At 71.7% G+C, this 17,265-nt stretch carries 13 protein-coding genes; 1 reads left to right on the forward strand and 12 read right to left on the reverse strand.

What is annotated here, in order from left to right; translation table 11 throughout:
* Window positions 1-186: 186 nt before the first annotated feature.
* Window positions 187-591 (reverse strand): globin, encoded by a 405-nt coding sequence (locus JEQ17_RS30320; protein WP_055611684.1) that lies wholly within the window; start codon window positions 589-591, stop codon window positions 187-189.
* Between the two features lie 184 nt (window positions 592-775).
* Here JEQ17_RS30320 and JEQ17_RS30325 point away from each other — a divergent pair, with 184 nt between their 5' ends.
* Window positions 776-1,765: a methyltransferase domain-containing protein gene (locus JEQ17_RS30325; RefSeq protein WP_200398109.1), complete on the forward strand. Its 990-nt coding sequence runs from the start codon at window positions 776-778 to the stop codon at window positions 1,763-1,765.
* 118 nt (window positions 1,766-1,883) lie between these two features.
* Here JEQ17_RS30325 and JEQ17_RS30330 read toward each other — a convergent pair whose 3' ends face one another.
* The 11 genes from JEQ17_RS30330 to JEQ17_RS30380 form a co-directional block, all read right to left on the reverse strand.
* A complete protein-coding gene (locus tag JEQ17_RS30330) occupies window positions 1,884-3,311 on the reverse strand; it encodes an FHA domain-containing protein (RefSeq protein WP_200398110.1) in 1,428 nt (475 codons plus the stop codon).
* Between the two features lie 117 nt (window positions 3,312-3,428).
* Window positions 3,429-4,775: a vWA domain-containing protein gene (locus JEQ17_RS30335; protein ID WP_200398111.1), complete on the reverse strand. Its 1,347-nt coding sequence runs from the start codon at window positions 4,773-4,775 to the stop codon at window positions 3,429-3,431.
* Window positions 4,776-4,890: 115 nt separating this feature from the next.
* Window positions 4,891-6,312 carry a PP2C family serine/threonine-protein phosphatase gene (locus tag JEQ17_RS30340; RefSeq protein ID WP_200398112.1) on the reverse strand — a complete coding sequence of 474 codons (1,422 nt, stop codon included), beginning with the start codon at window positions 6,310-6,312 and terminating at the stop codon, window positions 4,891-4,893.
* Window positions 6,313-8,979: a serine/threonine-protein kinase gene (locus JEQ17_RS30345; RefSeq protein WP_200401808.1), complete on the reverse strand. Its 2,667-nt coding sequence runs from the start codon at window positions 8,977-8,979 to the stop codon at window positions 6,313-6,315.
* An 86-nt stretch (window positions 8,980-9,065) separates the two neighbouring features.
* Complete coding sequence (locus JEQ17_RS30350) at window positions 9,066-10,388, reverse strand: hypothetical protein (RefSeq protein WP_200398113.1); 1,323 nt, start codon at window positions 10,386-10,388, stop codon at window positions 9,066-9,068.
* A 93-nt stretch (window positions 10,389-10,481) separates the two neighbouring features.
* Window positions 10,482-11,489: a glutamate ABC transporter substrate-binding protein gene (locus tag JEQ17_RS30355; protein ID WP_200398114.1), complete on the reverse strand. Its 1,008-nt coding sequence runs from the start codon at window positions 11,487-11,489 to the stop codon at window positions 10,482-10,484.
* A 14-nt stretch (window positions 11,490-11,503) separates the two neighbouring features.
* Entirely contained in the window at window positions 11,504-12,961 is a 1,458-nt protein-coding gene (locus JEQ17_RS30360; RefSeq protein WP_200398115.1) for a hypothetical protein, read from the reverse strand.
* Window positions 12,962-13,188: 227 nt separating this feature from the next.
* Window positions 13,189-14,163 (reverse strand): N-acetylglucosamine kinase, encoded by a 975-nt coding sequence (locus tag JEQ17_RS30365; RefSeq protein ID WP_200398116.1) that lies wholly within the window; start codon window positions 14,161-14,163, stop codon window positions 13,189-13,191.
* Window positions 14,154-15,419 carry a 6-phospho-beta-glucosidase gene (locus JEQ17_RS30370; RefSeq protein WP_200398117.1) on the reverse strand — a complete coding sequence of 422 codons (1,266 nt, stop codon included), beginning with the start codon at window positions 15,417-15,419 and terminating at the stop codon, window positions 14,154-14,156. Before JEQ17_RS30370 ends, JEQ17_RS30365 begins: the two co-directional genes overlap by 10 nt.
* A gap of 1 nt (window position 15,420) precedes the next feature.
* The gene (locus JEQ17_RS30375) at window positions 15,421-16,317 is read right to left on the reverse strand and encodes a carbohydrate ABC transporter permease (protein ID WP_200398118.1); all 897 of its coding nucleotides are present in this window, start codon (window positions 16,315-16,317) and stop codon (window positions 15,421-15,423) included.
* A 3-nt stretch (window positions 16,318-16,320) separates the two neighbouring features.
* Complete coding sequence (locus JEQ17_RS30380; RefSeq protein WP_200398119.1) at window positions 16,321-17,262, reverse strand: carbohydrate ABC transporter permease; 942 nt, start codon at window positions 17,260-17,262, stop codon at window positions 16,321-16,323.
* Between the last annotated feature and the right edge of the window lie 3 nt (window positions 17,263-17,265).

Consider the following 17,265-nt stretch of genomic DNA (forward strand, 5'->3'; position numbering starts at 1 on the left):
CGCGAAAGAACGAACCCCGTCACCCGGCCCCCCGCCGTATCCCGGAATCCCCGTCACTCCGGATCTTCGGCGATGTTGTCAGAGGTGACGGCCCCGGGGTAAGCGCTTGAGAACCGACTTTGACCGGATCGTGACCGGAATCCGGCGACGGCCGACCGGAATGCGCGCGTCAGCCGGGTGCGGTGCTCAGCCCTCCGTGTTCACCATCGACGCCGCCGCGTACGTCAGGTAGTTCCACAGCGTGTGCTCGTGCTCCTCGGAGAGGCCGAGCTCGTCGACGGCCACCCGCATGTGCTTCAGCCAGGCGTCGTGCGCCGCGCGGTCGACGGCGAACGGGGCGTGCCGCATCCGCAGCCGGGGGTGACCGCGGTTCTCGCTGTACGTGGTCGGGCCGCCCCAGTACTGGATCAGGAACAGCGTGAAGCGTTCCTCGGCCGGGCCCAGGTCCTCCTCGGGATACATGGGCCGCAGCAGCGGGTCCTCGGCGACGCCCTCGTAGAACCGGTGCACCAGTCGCCGGAAGGTCTCCTCGCCGCCGACCTGCTCGTAGAAGGTCTGCTCCTGAAGCGTGCCGCGCGGAATCTCTTTCACGCGTCCATGGTCTCAGACCGGGTGACCGAGGACTCAAGGCTTAGGACCACCCGAATCGAAGGGCCGGTTCCGGATCATCGATGGGCCGGTTCCGGATGGTCGGTTCCGGGCCGTCGAAGGGCCGGTTCCGGATCGGTCGGCCCCGGCGCTCGCCTCCCGGCCCGTCCGGCAGCACAGTGGAGGTATGGGCGCGCACGCCATCGACCCCGGTCTCGACGACCTCGCCGCCACGGCGCGGGCGGCGCTGGTGCGCGAGATCGAGGCGAGCGGGGCCTGGGCCACCGACCCCGTCTGGCGGGAGGCCTTCGAGAGCGTCCCGCGCCACCTCTTCGTGCCGTACTACTACGTCGGCGCGCTCGGCGGCGGCTACGAGCGCCGGTGGGGCGAGGATCCCAGCCCGCGCAGGCGCGAGAACTGGGTGCGCGGCGCGTACGCGGACGCCCCGCTGGCCACCCGGGTGCGCGACGGCGAGCTGCTGTCGTCCAGCAGCCAGCCCTCCCTGATGGCGAAGATGCTGGCAGAGCTGGCGGTAAGGGACGGCGACGCGGTCCTGGAGATCGGCGCGGGCACCGGTTACAACGCGGCCCTGCTCTCGCACCGGCTGGGCGACGGGCAGGTCACCACGGTCGATCTGGACCCGGAGATCACCGACTCCGCCCGGCGGCACCTGGCCCTCGCCGGCCACCACCCCACCGTCGTCACCGGCGACGGGGCGCGCGGCTGTCCGGAGCGCGCCCCCTTCGACCGGATCATCGCGACCTGCACGCTCAGCACGATCCCGCGCGTCTGGCTGGCCCAGTGCGCCCCGGGCGCCCGGATCCTCGCGCCGTTCGCCACCGGCCTCATCGCGCTGCGGGTGCGCGACTCCGAGTACGCCGAGGGCCGCTTCCTGCACACGCCCGCCTACTTCGTGCCCCTGCGCGGCGGTGGCCCGCCCGGGCCGGAGCTCCCGGACGTGGACCTGACGGGGCTGCCGCGCCGGACCAGGAGCCACGAGCTGTTCCGCTTCCTGCTGACCCTGACGGCGGACAGCCTCGACCCGCACGAGGCGTACGGGATCTGGGAGCGCGAGGGGCAGCCGCCCAGGCAGCGGTACGGGATCACGGTCGGCGGCGGCCGCGCGTGGGCATGGCTGGACGACCCCGAGGGGCCGTACACCTGGCCGCTGCCGTGAGCTCCGCCGGTCGTGCGGTTCGTCGGCTGCGGATCGTTCGTGGCTGGTCGCGCCCCGCGGCGGAGCCGCCCATGGTCACAGCCCCGCGCCCCGCGCTCCTTACGGGGTCCGGCCTTGCCTAGCCCCGTCGGATCGTGATCGTCGTCCACGCGCCCACGTGCACTCGGTCGCCGTCCTGCAGCGGTACGGGGACGAAGGGCTGGATGGGCTCCTCGGCGCCGTTGACCGTGGTGCCGTTCGTGGAGTTCTGGTCGACGACCGCCCAGCTGCCGTCGGGCTGCTGGACCAGCACCGCGTGCTGGTGCGAGACGCCCGGGTCCTCCGGCGGCACCGCCAGGTCGATGTCAGGGGACTCGCCCGTGGAGTGACGGCGGCGGCCGATGGTGATCTGGTTGCCGGTGAGCGGACGCTGCTGCTCGGGCGAGTACGCGGGCAGGTTGAGCCCCGCGGCCTCCGGTCCCGAGCGCTGCATCATCGCCATGAAGTACTCACGGTCGGGTCCGATCGTGATGCTCCACGACAGCGGCTGCTGCTGGTAGCCGGGGGGCGCCTGCGTCGAGCCGGGCTGCGGGTAGCCGTAGCCACCGCCCGGTCCGCCACCGGGGCCGGGAGGACCGCCGGGGCCGCCAGGACCGCCGGGCGTACCGGTCGACGGGGGCGGAAGCACCCAGTCGTCCTCACCGCCGCCGAAGGACTGCCCGCCGGGACCGCCGGGACCACCAGGACCGCCGGGGCCACCGGGACCCTGAGGGTGCCTGGTCTCCTGCGGGTACGCGGGCGGAGCGGGCGGGCCGGACTGCTGATACCCCTGCGGAGCACCGGGACCGCCGGGACCACCCGGACCGCCCGGCCCGTTCGGTCCGCCAGGACCGCCGAGACCGTTCGGGCCGCCGGGGCCACCAGGTCCGCCCTGTCCACCGGGGCCGCCGGGCCCACCAGGGCCGTTGGGTCCGCCGGGAGGTCCGCCGGGACCGCCGAAGCCACCGGGCATCCCGGGCCCCGTGGCGCCGGGCCCGGGCGGTGGCGGTACCGGTCGTGACGGGTCACCGGGGAAGCCCGAGGGGTTCTCGCCGTACGGCGGGATCGGCTCGGCGGGCCGGTTCATCTGCGAGGGCCGGGAGCCCTGGTAGTCGTACCCGCCGGGCTGTCCGGGCGGCTGCTGCTGGAAGCGCAGCGCCGGGTTCTGGCCGCCGGGACCAGGACCGGGACCGGCGCCGGGCCCCGGAGGGCGCGGCGCGGCCGGGGTGTACGAGGTCGCGGTGTTCGTCAGGAAGTTCCACCGGCACTCCTCGCAGAACGGCGCCCCGCCCTCACGCGGGGTACGGCACTGCGGGCAGAGCTCGGCCGAGGGCGCGTCGGGCACCGCGGAGAGATGCGGGCGGCCGCCCTGGCCGGGCGGCGGGGGCGAACCGGGCGGCGGATAGCCGTAGCCGGCCGCCGGGGGCGGCGGTGGAGGTGGCGGGGGCACGGCACCGGCCATGCGGTGACCGCAGACCTCGCACCAGTCGTCGGAACCCGACTGGTGTCCGTTCGGGCAGGTCGGCATGTCGGCGCTTCCCCCTCTCCTGTTCCGGCCCGAGAGGGCCGCAAATCGTGCAAACCGCTTGCGTACTGCTGGTTACTGCCTGCTTGTTGCCGCGCTCGCTGCCGAGCGCGTACTGCTCTACTTCTTTACACGAACAGTCTTTGTGGACCGTGTCTCGAGAGTCATCTCGTCGGCCTCCGCGACCTTCGCCTTCAATCGCACAGTACCTGCCGCGGCGTCGACCACGTCCACCACCTTCGAAAGCAGTTTCGCCGTATCCGCGTTTCCGGAGGCGCTGGCGAGCTGAACGGCACGTCCCAGCTTGGCCGTTGCTCCGTCGACATCTCCCGCTTTGCGGGCATCCAGGCCCTGTTGGATGACTTGTGCCAGTTCCGCCTGGCCCGTGTAGTGCGCGACCTGCGGATTGATCGACGTGGACGCCGCCATGTCGTCGGTCCACACGGCCCGTACGAGACCCTGGGCGCCCAGGGTCTGGGCGGTGCCGTCGCCCTGCGGGATCACCAGGGAGACGCGGGCGGCCAGCATCTCCTGGCCGAGGTCGGCCTCGGGGACCTCGACGCACACGTGGTAGTCGCGGGACTCGTCACCCCAGGAGCCGGTGGGGTAGTCCCCGGCACGCGGGCCCGCCTCCGTGCGGCGGTCGGTCAGCTCCTCGACCGTGGGCGCGACCTGCTTGACGAACCTGATCGACGTGCCGACCGGGGTCCACAGCCGCAGCGCCACGTCCGCGACCTCCTTGCCCATGGCCGTCTCCATCATCTGCGTGAAGTCGGCGGACAGGCCCGCCGGGTCGGCGACGATGTCGGAGGTGCCGAGCAGCGCGGACGCGATCCCGGTGACCTCCTTGACCTCCCAGTCCGTGCCGACGCCCCGCGCGTCCGCGGTGAACCGGCCCGCGCAGGCCTCCAGCGCGGCCTTGAGGTCCTCGGGCGACTCGTGTTCGTTGCGGCCGTCGGTGAGCACGATGCCGTGCCGGATGGCGACGTCCGCCGAGGACAGCAGCCGGTCCGCCAGCCGCAGCCAGGTGCCGATCGCCGTGCCGCCGCCCGCGCTCAGCTTGCGCAGCGCCTGCTTGGCCTGGTCGCGGGTCTGCGCGTCGGCGACGGCGAGCCGGCCGCCGCCCGGGTAGACCTCCTTGGCCACATGCGTCCCGCCGATGACCGCGAAGTGCACCCCGTCGCGCACCGCGTCGATCGCCGCGGCCGTCGCGTCCCGGGCGCCCCGCATCTTCGTCGGCGGGTAGTCCATGGACCCCGAACAGTCGACCATGATCGCCACGGCCGCGTCCGGGCCCTCACCCGGCGTGTAGAGGTGGGGTGCCGCCACGGCACTGCCCACGGTGCCGCCGCCGGTCGAGGTCACCGTGACGATCGCGTTGACCTCACGGCCGCCCTCCGGCAGGTACTCGTTCTGGTAGACGTCCACCGAGAACTGCGGCACGTTCGACTTCGAGAAATTGGCCATGCCTTCTCTGCTCCCCCTCAGGACTCCCACGAGGTGTGGGTGATGTCGGTGGGCGGACCGGTCCCCTCCGGTCCTGGCCCCTCCGAGGCCGACGCCGTTTCGTACCGCTTCGGCCTCAGGCCGATCCTGCCCCCTGCGGCGGGGCCGGGAACGGCACGACGGCCACTGTTACGTTGTCGTGGCCCCCGCCGTCCAGCGCGTGGCCCACCAGGACCTGGGCGCTGTGCAGCGGCCGGGCCGCGGCGTCGGACGGGATGACCTCGGCCATTTCCTCCGCCGCCTCCGCGTAGTTCCACAGTCCGTCGGTGCACACCACCACTACACCCGGCCGGTCCGGCTTGAAGGAAGCGGTGTGCGGCTCCAGTTCGTACGCGTCCGCCCCGAGCCAGCCCGTGATGGCGTGGGCGCGCTCGTCCGCGTACGCCTCGGCCTCGCTCATCAGGCCCGCGGCGACCATCTGGGCGGCCCAGGAGTCGTCCTCGGTGAGCCGGGCCGGGGGTGACGACCGGTCCACGGGCACCCAGTAGGCGCGGCTGTCGCCGACCCAGCCGACGATCAGCAGGCTGGGGGTGACGACGGAGCCGACGATGGTGCAGGCGGGCGCGTTCACGTGCGGCTGGTGCTCGTGGGCCGGAGCGCTGCGGTCCGCCAGGGAGTTGACGGCCTCCGCGGCCGCGAGGATCGCGTCGTGCATCGCCTGCTGCGGGTGCGTGCCGCGCGGCAGGGCCGCCAGGAGGGACTCGTTGGCCGCGCGGGAGGCGGCCAGGGAGGCCTCGTCGGGGCGGGTCGCCGAGGAGACGCCGTCGCACACGATCGCGACGACCGCGGGCGAACCGTCGGACAGCGCGGTCGAGGACACGGTGAACGCGTCCTCGTTGCGGTGGTGGCGCAGACCCCGGTCGCTGACCGCGGCCACCGCGCCCAGCTCCTGCTCCATGTGATCGCGCTCGCGCGGCTGCGCGTGCCCGCAGTTCTCGCAGTAGCCGTCCCGGTCGACCTGGCCCGCGCGGCAGGCCACACAGACCTTCAGGCCCGCGGGGGGCGTCGGAAGGTCGGCCGTCCGCGGATCGGCGGGCGGCACCTCCGGAGGCAGCGGCGCGGCGAGCGGGTACTCGTCCGGTTCCGCGGACACCTGCGCGGCGGGCTGCGGCGGCTGCGCGGGGGACTGCAACGGCGGCGGTGCGGGGGACGGCGGCGGTGGTGGTGCGGCCGGGGACGACGGCGGCTGCGCCGGCCGGTCGAACCGTACGCCCGGGCTGTCGGAGCCGGCCGACTCGCGGCCGTCGATGTCCGTCGGCAGGACCACGGGCGCGGGTGTGTCCGAGGTGTCCACCTCGGGGGCGACCGGCCAGTCCACGGACGCCGCGGCCGAAGGGGGCCGGGGCGCCGCGCCGTTGACGGCGACCGTGGGGTTGTCGTCCGGTGCTGCGGGTACGGCCGACAGGTCGTACCCGCACGCACCGCAGAAACGGTCCCCCGACTCCAGCGGCTCCTCGCAGCTGGGGCAGGCGGCCAGTTGAGGCATCTGCGACATCAATTACACCCACGTCCGGGGGCGGTAGCGGTTGGCGCGCTCCACCAGATCGATCCTCTCCTCGCCACGCTGGGCGAGCCGGGCCAGTGTCCGGTACGAGCGCTCCAGACCGAAGCGCAGGCCCCGCTCGTCCAGGTCGCTGCCGAGCAGTACGGTCCGCGTCCCAGTGCTCGGCGGGGCGGAACCCTGGCTACCGGAGAGTACCCAGTCCAGGGCGCAACCAAGGACCTCTGTGGACAACTGCTCGCGGCGCACCGCGTCCAGACCGTACCCGTCCAGGGCCTCGACCTGGGCCGCGGCCGAGGTCAGGTCGTCCAGGAACGGGGCGTCGGGAACTCCCGCACCGGACAGCCCGGGACCGGGAACTCCCGTGCCGGGTACGCCAGCGGCGGGCACCGCCGTCCCGGACGTACCCAGGGCCGGTGGGCCCGGTGGCGGCGGCGCCGTCTCGGCCAGCCGCTGGCGCAGCCGTGCCCGGACGGCGGCCACCCGGGCCGCCGTGTAGTGGATCGACGCCTCCGGCACCGACTCCAGCGTCCGTACGGAGCCACGGCGGTCGCCCGCCGCCAGCTGGACGCGGGCCAGGCCGAACGCGGTGCTCACATAGCTGGGGTCGGTGGTCCACACCAGGCGGTAGTACTCGGCGGCGTTGTCCAGCTGTCCGAGGACCTCCGCGCACACGCCGAGGGCCAGCTTGGGCGCGGGCTCGCCGGGGAACGCGTCGTAGATCGCGTCGAAGGACACCGCCGCGATTTCGTGGTCGCCGGTCGCGAGCGCCGCCACGCCCCGGTACCAGACCACCCGCCAGTCGTCGGGATGGTCCGCCTCCAGCGCTTCGAGCGTCCTGGTCGCCTGGTCGAGCTCGCCCATCTCCAGACGAGCCCGCAGCTCGCGCAGCCGCAGCTCCAGGGAGCCGGCGGGCGCCGCCTGCAGAGCGGTGATCAGCTCGGCCGGTGCGGAGGTCATCAGCCCGGCCAGGAACCCGGCGTTCGGGTCGCCCGGGTCCACCCGCGGCACCGGCAGCGCCAGGGCCGCGGCGGCGGTGTTCAGCGGCTTGAGGAGGGATGCCCGAGCGGCTGCGGAGGCCGGCGGCGGGAACGGCGTGCCGATCGCCCCGGCGGTCCCCCTCGTCGCCACTGCCCCGTTCGTGCCGTTCGTTCTGTTCGTTCCGCTCGCCCCGGCCGTCAGCGCCGGCGCGCCCTTCTTTCCCCGTACGGGATCGATCCGCACGCCCAGCCGTGACACATCACCGGCCAGTGAGCTGAACAACTCCGTGTCCGTGACCTTCAGTTCGGGTCCGAACAGGGTGGAAAGCGAGGGCCGGGCGCGTCCCGTCTGCACCGAGACGACCTCGCGCAGCACACCCGTGAGCTGCTCGGCCATCTCCTGCGCGGAGGCGAACCGGCGGGCCGGGTCGGGGTCGGTGGCGCGCACGAGGAGCCGGTAGAAGGACTCGTACGTGCGGAAGACCTCGATGTTGTCGGGGTCGGGCAGGGAGTCCACGAAGACGTTCGTGTAGCCCTGGAAGTCGAAGGACAGGACCGCCAGTGTGCGGGCGACCGTGTAGAGGTCCGAGGCGACCGACGGGCCGACATCGGCGACCTCCGGCGCCTGGTAGCCGACCGTGCCGTAGATGGCCGACTCGTCGTCGTCCATCCTGCGTACCGCGCCCATGTCGATCAGCTTGAGCTGGTCCTCGGTCTGTATCGCGTTGTCGACCTTGAAGTCGCAGTACAGGAGGTTGCGGCTGTGCAGATGACCGAGGGCCTCAAGCGCCTCGATGCCGTACGCGCAGGCCTGCTCCACCGGCAGCGGGTCGCGCTTGCCGGCCGCCGTGCGGCGGCCGTTGGCGATCTCCTTGAGGGACTTGCCGCCCACGTACTCCATGACGATGTACCCGTCCAGCGAACCCGTCCGCTGGTCGAGGTGCTCCACGAAGTTGTAGATCCGCACGATGTTGGAGTGCTCGATCTCGGCGAGGAAGCGGCGCTCGGAGATCGCCGCCGCCATCGCGTCCTGGTCGCCCGTGTCCAGGAGGCCCTTGAGGACCACCCAGCGGTCGGACACCGCACGGTCGACGGCGAGATAGACCCAGCCGAGCCCGCCGTGCGCCAGGCAGCCCACGACCTCGTACTGGCCGTGCACGATGTCGCCGGTCTGCAGCTTCGGCACGAACGAGTACGGGTGGCCGCACTTGGTGCAGAAACCCTCCGTACGGCCGGACCGCTCGCCGCGCGAACGCCCCACCGGCGCACCGCAGTCGGAGCGCGAGCAGAACCGCTTGCGCTCGGGGACCTCGGGATTCTCCTGGATCATCACGCGCGGGTCGGGCCGCGGCACGTCCGGGACCTGCACCAGGCCTACGCCGAGCCGGCCGCGCCCCGAGGACCCGGCGGTCGAGCCGGAGCTGCGCACCGACACCGAGCGGCCCGTCGTCCGGCCCGACACCGAGCGCGAGAGACGGCCCGACACCGAGCGCCGCGACTGGGACGACCGGGACGAGGCCCGTGAGGAGGCGCGGGAGCTGGAGCGCGAACTGGCGCTGCCCGAACTCCGCGAACCGCCCCTGCCGCCGCCGGTGATCCCGGTCGGCGGGGAGCCCACCATGCCGGTCGACGAGACGACCGGGGCCAGCCCGCAGGTGTCGCAGTACAGCTCGCCGCCGCCCATGTCCTCGTACGACCCCGAGCAGCCCGGACGCTGACACGGTTGCTGCGAACTCTGCCCACTCGCTTCGGTGTTGACGTTCTGCTGACTCACGATTCCCCCCTCCGGTCCTGTGGTCCGCCGTGCCCGGGGACCCTGGGCACCAGCACTTCGGCGGCCGCGTGCTGGTAGCGCAGCACCGCCTGTTCCGCCACACGCAGGTCGCAGGGCGCGCTCCACAGCATGCGGCGCGCCGCGTCGTACCGCTCCACCAGCAGCGGGTCCTCGGCGAAGCCGTGCCGGGCGACCTTCGCCTTGTACGCGTCGAGACGGCCGCGCAGCTCCGCGCGGACCGCGAGCGGCGCGGTGACCGCGGTCAACGACTCGCGGGCGCGCAGCAGTTCGTCGTCGGCCTTCGCCTCCAGGGACTCCAGGAGCGGCGAGAGGCGGTGCCACTGGGCGTGCCTGCGGTACTCGGCGGCCGTCGCCAGCTGTTCCTGCAGCGCGGTCGGCGGGCCGCTCACCGCGGGCACCTCGGACGCGGCGATCTTCGCCAGGACCTCCCCGCGGGCACTTCGCGCCTCGGCGAGTGTGCGGTCCGCGCGGCTGAGCACGTCCCGCAGCCGCACCAGCCGCGCCTCCGCGTCCTGCCGCACGGTGAGCACGGCGTCGATCTCGCGGCGCACTTCCTCAAGGGCGCGCGCCTCGCGGTCGTAGCGCGTGGTGTCGGGGCGGCCGCCGCCCGGCGCCGAACTGCCCTGCGCGGGCAGCCAGAAGTCCAGCGGATCGGACACCACCCGCTCGCGCAGCGCGGTCAGGGTGCGGGTGATCCGCTCCAGGTCGTCGCCCGAGGGGTGCTCACCGGGCCGTACGCCCACCGAGTGCGCGAGCTGGCGGGTGCGCTGCAACTCCGCGGCCAGTAAATCGATCCGGGCGGGCAGTGCCGACCACACGGCGTCGGCCGTCACGACCATGTCCAGCGAGGTCGCGTACAACTCGTTCATGCGCTCCACGAGTTCGGCGAGCGAGAAGCGCTCGCTGAGCTTGCCCGTGCCCGCCATTGTGGGCGCGGCGGCCGTCGCGGACGCGCTGCCGGCGACCGTGACGCTCTCGCCGCGCAGCAGCTCCGTCAGCTCCATCAGGTCGTCGCGGTTCGACCAGCGTCTGCGGGAGCGGATCTCCCGCGCGGAGCGCAACGCGTCGGCGTACGCGTCGAAGTACGCCCAGAGCAGGGAGATCGACGCCTCGGCGGCGCCCCAGCGCTCTTTGGTCGTACCAGTGAGCTCGGCGCCTTCGAGGAGTCTGCGGCCCGCGTGGTCCTGCAGGGCGAGGAGCGAGGTCTCGATGGCCTCGTGCTCCGCGCCGAGCCGCGCCAGCGCACGGTCCACCTCGTCCCGGTCCATCACCGGCCCGGAGGGTCCCGTGACGCCCATCGATCACCCCTCGCTTCGTGAAGAACTGCGTGAAGAACTTTTGTGAAGTACCGCATGAAGAACTGTTCGTGAGGAACTACTGGAACATTCCCGCTACTTGTACTGAACCGCGGGCGGCCCGTCGCCCTTGCCGAGCGTCCCGGCGAGCCAGGTGTTGTACGACTTCTGCCAGTCGGCCTTGCGGTAGTCCACCAGGATCTGGTTGACCCGGCGTATCAGATCGGTTGCGTCCTTCTTCATCGCCACGCCGTAGTACTCGTCCGTGAACGGCTTGCCCTTGAGCTGGACCGTGGGGTCCTGTGCGGCCTGGCTCGCGGCGAGCGCGCCGTCGGTCACCACGGCGTCGACCTCACCGAGCTGCAGCCGCACCAGGCAGTCGAGTTGGCTCGGCACGACGGTGCTGATGTCGGCGGACTTGGGGATGACGGTCCCCAGGTCCGCTTTCAGTTTGTCGAGGGCGATCGAGCCCGACGCCGAGCAGATCCGCTTGTTCGCGAGCGTGTCGTCGTATCCCTTGATGTCCGACTTCTTCGGGGCGAGCACCTGCTGGCCGGTCTTGAAGTAGGGCGAGGAGAACGCCACGAGACCCAGCCGCTCGCAGTTGATCGTCATGGTGCGCACCACCATGTCGACATCGCCGCGCTGGATCGCCGGGATGCGCTCGTTGGTCGGGATGGCGCGGAAGACGACCTTGTCCGGGTCGCCGAGAATGTCTTGGGCGATCGCGTGCACGAGATCGATGTCGAAGCCTTCCAACTCGGCTTTCTTCGCCTCGCTGTTCGGGTCGCGGTAGCCCCAGCGGTAGCTGTTCTGGTCGACGCCGACCGTCAGAGAGCCCTTCTCCTTGATCTTCTGGATGGTCGCACCGTCCTGGGGGCCGGAGTCCGGTGCCAGGCTCTGGTCCTCGGGGTCCACGCAGTCCTCCGCCCGGGCCTGGGAGCCCTGGGCCACACCCTGGCCGTCGGCGTCCGTGCCGCCGTCCTCGCGGCTCTGGGCCACCGGCAGCAGCAGCGCGAACACCGCCGCGAGGGCGCAGACGACCGCCATCGCCCCCACCCCGCCCCAGCCCCTCAGACTGGTCCGCAAACGCCGTGCGTTCATCGTCATGCCCCCTCTCACCGGTACTCCGACAGCCTGCGCCCGATGCCGAGCACCGCGCCGGCCGCGGCCAGCACCGCGAGGACCGCGGCGCCCACCACCAGGCCGTTCATCGCGCCCCGGCCGTCTCCGGCGGCCTGCTTGAACTCGGTCTCCTCGTGGTCGATCGCCGCCTTCAGGGCCGCGTCGACGTTCCTGAAGCACTCGCCCGTCGGCTTCTTGTCGTCGGAGCCGATCACCCGGTCCAGCGCGCCCTGGTAGTTGCCCAGGTTGTCCTGCGTGCGGGCTTCGTCATGCCGGTCCTTCCAGACCTCCATGTTCGCCGTCGCGTCCTTGACCGGCTTCATGCCCGCGCTGTCGTCGGCGAGGCCCTCGGCGGCGGCCAGCTTCGCGGTGAGGTCCTTCATCTGCTTCTTGTAGTCCTCGTCGAAGACGTCCAGCGTCCTCTTGTTCGTGCCCGTGCCCTCTGTCCTGGTCTCCGCGCCGCGGGCGACCAGTGTGAGGTTCTCGTTGCCCCGGGCCTTGAGCGAGGCGATCCGGGCGTCGTTCAGCGTGTTCAGCGAGCGGACCGCGTTGTCGTACGAGTCGTTCAGGCCGGCGCGGGCGACGCTGTGACCGACGACCAGCCACAGCAGGACGACCGTGGAGGCGGCCGTGGCGGCGACCAGGCCGTGGTTCAGCACACGGTTCGTACGGCGGTAGTTGCGGTGCTGGGCCCAGGCGAGGCCGCCGATGGCCAGGACGCCGGCGCCGATCGCGATCCACGGGTAGGGCGTCGCGTCGTCGTAGTCGGCGCGCAGGTGCTGGTTCTCCACCGTGTAGAGACGCTCGGCGTCATCGAGCATCACCTGCATCTTCGAGTTCGCGTACCGGAGGTAGGCGCCGCCGAGGGGGAAGCCCTGGCGGTTGTTGGCCCGGGCGCGCTCCACCAGGCCCTTGTACTCGGGCAGCAGCCTGTTCAGCTTGGTGATGGTCTTCTCGGAGGCGGAGCCCGGTTCCGAGTTGGCGGCCGCGGTGACCAGCTTCTCCGCCGCGTTGTTGATGTCCTTCTCGTAGAGGTCGCGGGACGCCTTCGTCTCCTGGCCGCCCGCGAGGAAGCCGCTGGACGCGGCCGTGTTGGCGTCGGCGAGGGAGCGGTAGATGTCCGCCGCGTCGGCGCTCAGCGGCTGGCTGCTGTGCAGCACGTCGTCCGCGGCGGCCGAACGATCCGTCATCTGCCAGGCGGTGACCGCCCCGAACGCGACGACGAGGAGGGCGAGCACCGCGCCGATGATGCGCAGCCGGCCGGGTTCGGTGGTCGCCGCGGCACGCAGCTGGTCGACGCCCTCCGCCCACGCCGTACGGCGGGGAGGCCCGGTGTCGGGCACGGCGGAGCGGACCTGCGGTCCGGGCGGCGGGGCCTGCGGCGGCACCGCGGGCATGGTGGGCGCGGGCGCCCCCGGTGGCGCCGTACTGCCCTTCTGCTGATATGTCACTCGACCTCCCCCATGGTCATAGGCCGGTCACCTCCTCCCGGGCGCCAGGAAGCGCGGGAAGAGGTGCACGGCCGCAAGTATCGCCGCCGGGACTGACATCCGCACAGGCCTTGCGGCGATCTTGTTCGGATTGCAGCAAGGCCTTGCCCGGATCGCAGCACGGCGAAGATCCCGTACCACCCCTGCCCATGAATACGCCAACCCGAACTGTTCGGTTCCCGGCGCGCTCAGACCTTCTCGTAGAACTCCCGCACGCGGGCGTGCGCCAGGGCCGGGGCCCTCTCGTGGTCGAGTCCGAGGAGGGCTGATCCGAGGACCGGCCGGGCGGTGACGACGCGGGGTACGGCCTTGGGGGCGCGCTCGGCCAGCAGTTCCCTTATCCGGTCGTCGAGTTGGGGGTGGCGGGCGGCCAGGACGCCCCCGCCGAGCAGGACCGGGGTCTCCTCGTCGAGCAGGTCGAGCCGGGTCAGGGCGACGACCGACATGGACGTGACCTCGTCCGCGAGCCGGTCGACGAGCGCGCGGGCGACCGGGTCGCCGTCCGCCGCCGTGGCGAACAGGACCGGCGTCAGCTCGTGGCGCCGCGCGTGCTCGATGTGTTCCAGGTGCAGGGCCTCGATCAGCGCGTACATGGAGCCGAGGCCGAAGTGCGCGGGCAGGGTGCGGGCCAGCGCGGTCGGACCGCCCCGTCCGTCCTCGGCCCGCGCCCCGTGCCACAGGGCCTCCTCGGCCAGGCCCCAGCCCCCGCCCCAGTCACCGGAGATACGGCCGAGGGCGGGGAACCGGGCGACCCGGCCGTCGGGCCGCATGCCCACGCAGTTGATGCCCGCGCCGCACACCACGGCCACCCCGCGCGGCTCCTCCACACCGGCCCGCAGGATCGCGAAGGTGTCGTTGCGGACCTCCACGGTCGTGCCCCACGCGCGCGCGTGCAGCGCGGCTGCCAACTGCTCCTCCTCCACGGGCAGATCGGCGTTGGCCAGACACGCGGAGACATGGTTCACGGAGTCGACGCCCGCCGCGGCGAAGGCCCGGCCGACGGCGTCCGCGACCGTGTCGACCGCCTCCCGGACGCCGACGACGGGCGGCCGGAACCCGCCGGCGCGGGCCGTGGCGAGCACGCTCCCGTCGTCCGCCACGACCGCGACGTCGGTCTTGCTGTTCCCCGCGTCGACGGCGAGGACGGTTGCGGTCACGCCCACGCGAGGTGCTCCCGGTTGTGCGCGATCAGCCGGTCGGTGAGGCCCTCGGCGTACGCGTACTGGCCCACGAGGGGGTGTGCGAGCAGCGCCCGGAACACCCGCTCGCGTCCGCCGCGCAGCGCGGCCTCCAGGGCCAGGTCCTCGTAGGCGGTGACGTTCGCCATCAGCCCCGCGTACAGCGGGTCCACCGGGGCCACCGGCAGCGGGGACGCCCCCGCGTGCCCGACCGCCGCCTGCACCTCGATCACGGCGTCGTCCGGCAGGAACGGCAGAGTCCCGCGGTTGTACGTGTTCACCACCTGGTACGTGCTCCCGCCCCCGCCCAGCAGCGACGCGGCGAGGTCCACGGCCGCCTCGGAGTAGTACGCCCCGCCCCTCCTGGCGAGCAGCTCCGGCTTCTCGTCGAGCTCCGGGTCGCCGTACATCTTCAGCAACTCCCGCTCCATCTCCGCCACTTCCGCGGCCCGCGACGGCTTCGTACCCAGTTCTCGTACGACCTCGTCGTGCGCGTAGAAGTAGCGCAGGTAGTAGGACGGGACGACGCCCAGCCGGTCGAGGAGCTCGTGCGGCATGCGCAGGGTGTCGGCGAGGGAGTCGCCGTGCTCGGCGAGCAGCTTGGGCAGGACGTTCTCGCCCTCGGGGCCGCCGAGCCGCACACCGGTCTCCCAGGTGAGGTGGTTGAGGCCCACATGGTCCAGGTGCACATCGCCGGGGGTGACGCCCAGCATTCCGGCGAACCTCCGCTGGAATCCGATCGCCACGTTGCACAGTCCGACCGCCTTGTGACCGGCCTGGAGCAGGGCGCGGGTCACGATGCCGACGGGGTTGGTGAAGTCGATGATCCAGGCGTCCGGGTTGGCACGCCGTACGCGCTCGGCGATGTCGAGCACCACCGGGACCGTGCGCAGCGCCTTGGCGAGGCCGCCGGCGCCGGTCGTCTCCTGGCCGACGCAGCCGCACTCCAGCGGCCAGGTCTCGTCCTCGTTGCGGGCGGCCTGTCCGCCGACGCGGAGCTGGAGCAGCACCGCGTCGGCGCCCTCGACACCCGCGTCGAGATCGTCGGTCGTGATGACACGCCCCGGGTGCCCCTGCTTGGCGAAGATGCGCCGGGCCAGACCGCCGACCAGTTCGAGACGGTCGAGGGCGGGGTCGACGAGCACCAGCTCCTCTATGGGCAGCGTGTCCCTCAGCCTCGCGAATCCGTCGATGAGTTCAGGGGTGTAGGTGGAGCCCCCGCCCACTACTGCGAGTTTCATGTCAGCCCTTCACTCCGGTGAGCGTGACGCCCTCGACGAACGCCTTCTGCGCGAAGAAGAACACGAGGATCACGGGGGCCATGACCAGGACGGTCGCGGCCATCGTCAGATTCCAGTCGGTGTGGTGCGCGCCCTTGAAGGACTCCAGGCCGTAGCTCAGGGTCCAGGCGCCGGGATTCTCGGACGCGTAGATCTGTGGTCCGAAGTAGTCGTTCCAGGCGTAGAAGAACTGGAAGAGCGCGACGGCGGCGATGCCGGGCTTGGCCATCGGCAGGACGACCTTCAGCAGGGTCCTGAAGTCCCCGCAGCCGTCGACCTTCGCCGCGTCGATGTACTCGTTCGGGATCGTCATCAGGAACTGCCGCAGCAGGAAGATCGAGAACGCGTCCCCGAACGCCATCGGGATGATCAGCGGCCACAGGGTGCCCGACAGATCCAGCTGCTTCGCCCAGAACAGGTACATCGGGATGATGATGACCTGCGGCGGCAGCATCATCATGGAGATGACCAGCATCAACGACAGGTTCCGGCCACGGAAGCGGAACTTGGCGAGCGCGTACGCCACCGGAATGCTGGACACGACGGTCAGGACGGTGCCGGCACCCGCGTACAGAAGGGTGTTCTTCCACCAGGTGAGGAAGCCGGGCGTGTCGAAGACCTTCGTGTAGTTGCCCCACTCCCAGGTGTCCGGGATCAGATCCCTGGTGAGGGTCTGGTTGTCGCTCATCAGGGAGGTGAGGACGACGAACACGAAGGGCAGCACGAAGAACAGCGCGGCCGCGACGCCGAGCGCGTGCACGGCGATCCATTCGAGGAGCGCCTTGCGGCGGGCGGTCCGCTCGGCGGGTGTGACCGGCGGTGCCCCCAACTCCACGGGCTTGTCGAGTACTTGGGTCATGGGTCAGTCACCTGCCTGGATGAGACCGCCCCGGCGCCGCATCAGGAACGCGGTGAACACCATGGACAGGGCGAACAGCACCAGCGCCACCACGCACGCGGAGCCGTAGTCGAAGCGCTGGAAGCCGAGGTTGTAGACGAGCTGCGGCAGGGTGAGCGTCGACTTGTCGGGGTATCCCGGTTCGAACTGCTGGCCCGAGCCGCCGATGATCCCGGAGGCGACCTTCCCCGCGACGAGTGGCTGTGTGTAGTACTGCATCGTCTGGATCACGCCGGTGACCACCGCGAACATGACGATGGGCGAGATGTTCGGCAGCGTCACGAACCGGAACCGGTGCCAGGCGGACGCGCCGTCCAGCTCGGCGGCCTCGTACTGCTCCTTCGGTACGTCGAGCAGCGCGGCCATGAAGATGACCATCAGGTCGCCGACGCCCCAGAGGGCCAGCATGGTGAGGGCGGGTTTGGACCACGCGGCGTCCGTGAACCAGCCGGGCGTCGGCAGTCCGAGGTCGCCGAGGACCGAGTTGACCGGCCCGGTGCCCGGGTTGAGCAGGAAGACGAAGGCCAGCGTCGCCGCGACGGGCGGCGCGAGGTAGGGCAGGTAGAAGAGCGTGCGGAACACACCCGTGCCCGTCTTGATCTTCGTGATCAACAGGCCGATGCCCAGGCCGAACGCGACCCGGAGGGTGACCATGACGAGCACCAGCCACAGGGTGTTGCGCAGCGCGGGCCAGAACATGGGGTAGTCGTTGAAGACGTAGTTCCAGTTCTCCAGACCCCTGAACTCGGGGACACCGAAGCCGTCGTACTTCATGAACGAGAAGTACACGGTCGAGATCAGCGGATACGCGAAGAAAACGCTGAAGCCGATCAGCCACGGCGACATGAAGGCGGCCGTGCGAAGCGCCGACCGGCGGCGCTTCGCACGCAGAGTGAGCGTGGACATCGG

This window comes from Streptomyces liliifuscus (assembly GCF_016598615.1).
GTDB lineage: Bacteria > Actinomycetota > Actinomycetes > Streptomycetales > Streptomycetaceae > Streptomyces > Streptomyces liliifuscus.

Excerpts from the sequence above, each read along its gene's own strand:
- JEQ17_RS30345 (WP_200401808.1), bottom strand. The coding sequence starts at position 8,979 with ATGGGCGGCGGCGAGCTGTACTGCGACACCTGCGGGCTGGCCCCGGTC.
- JEQ17_RS30325 (WP_200398109.1), top strand. The coding sequence starts at position 776 with ATGGGCGCGCACGCCATCGACCCCGGTCTCGACGACCTCGCCGCCACG.
- JEQ17_RS30355 (WP_200398114.1), bottom strand. The coding sequence starts at position 11,489 with ATGAACGCACGGCGTTTGCGGACCAGTCTGAGGGGCTGGGGCGGGGTG.
- JEQ17_RS30330 (WP_200398110.1), bottom strand. The coding sequence starts at position 3,311 with ATGCCGACCTGCCCGAACGGACACCAGTCGGGTTCCGACGACTGGTGC.
- JEQ17_RS30380 (WP_200398119.1), bottom strand. The coding sequence starts at position 17,262 with ATGTCCACGCTCACTCTGCGTGCGAAGCGCCGCCGGTCGGCGCTTCGC.
- JEQ17_RS30335 (WP_200398111.1), bottom strand. The coding sequence starts at position 4,775 with ATGGCCAATTTCTCGAAGTCGAACGTGCCGCAGTTCTCGGTGGACGTC.
- JEQ17_RS30350 (WP_200398113.1), bottom strand. The coding sequence starts at position 10,388 with ATGGGCGTCACGGGACCCTCCGGGCCGGTGATGGACCGGGACGAGGTG.
- JEQ17_RS30370 (WP_200398117.1), bottom strand. The coding sequence starts at position 15,419 with ATGAAACTCGCAGTAGTGGGCGGGGGCTCCACCTACACCCCTGAACTC.
- JEQ17_RS30375 (WP_200398118.1), bottom strand. The coding sequence starts at position 16,317 with ATGACCCAAGTACTCGACAAGCCCGTGGAGTTGGGGGCACCGCCGGTC.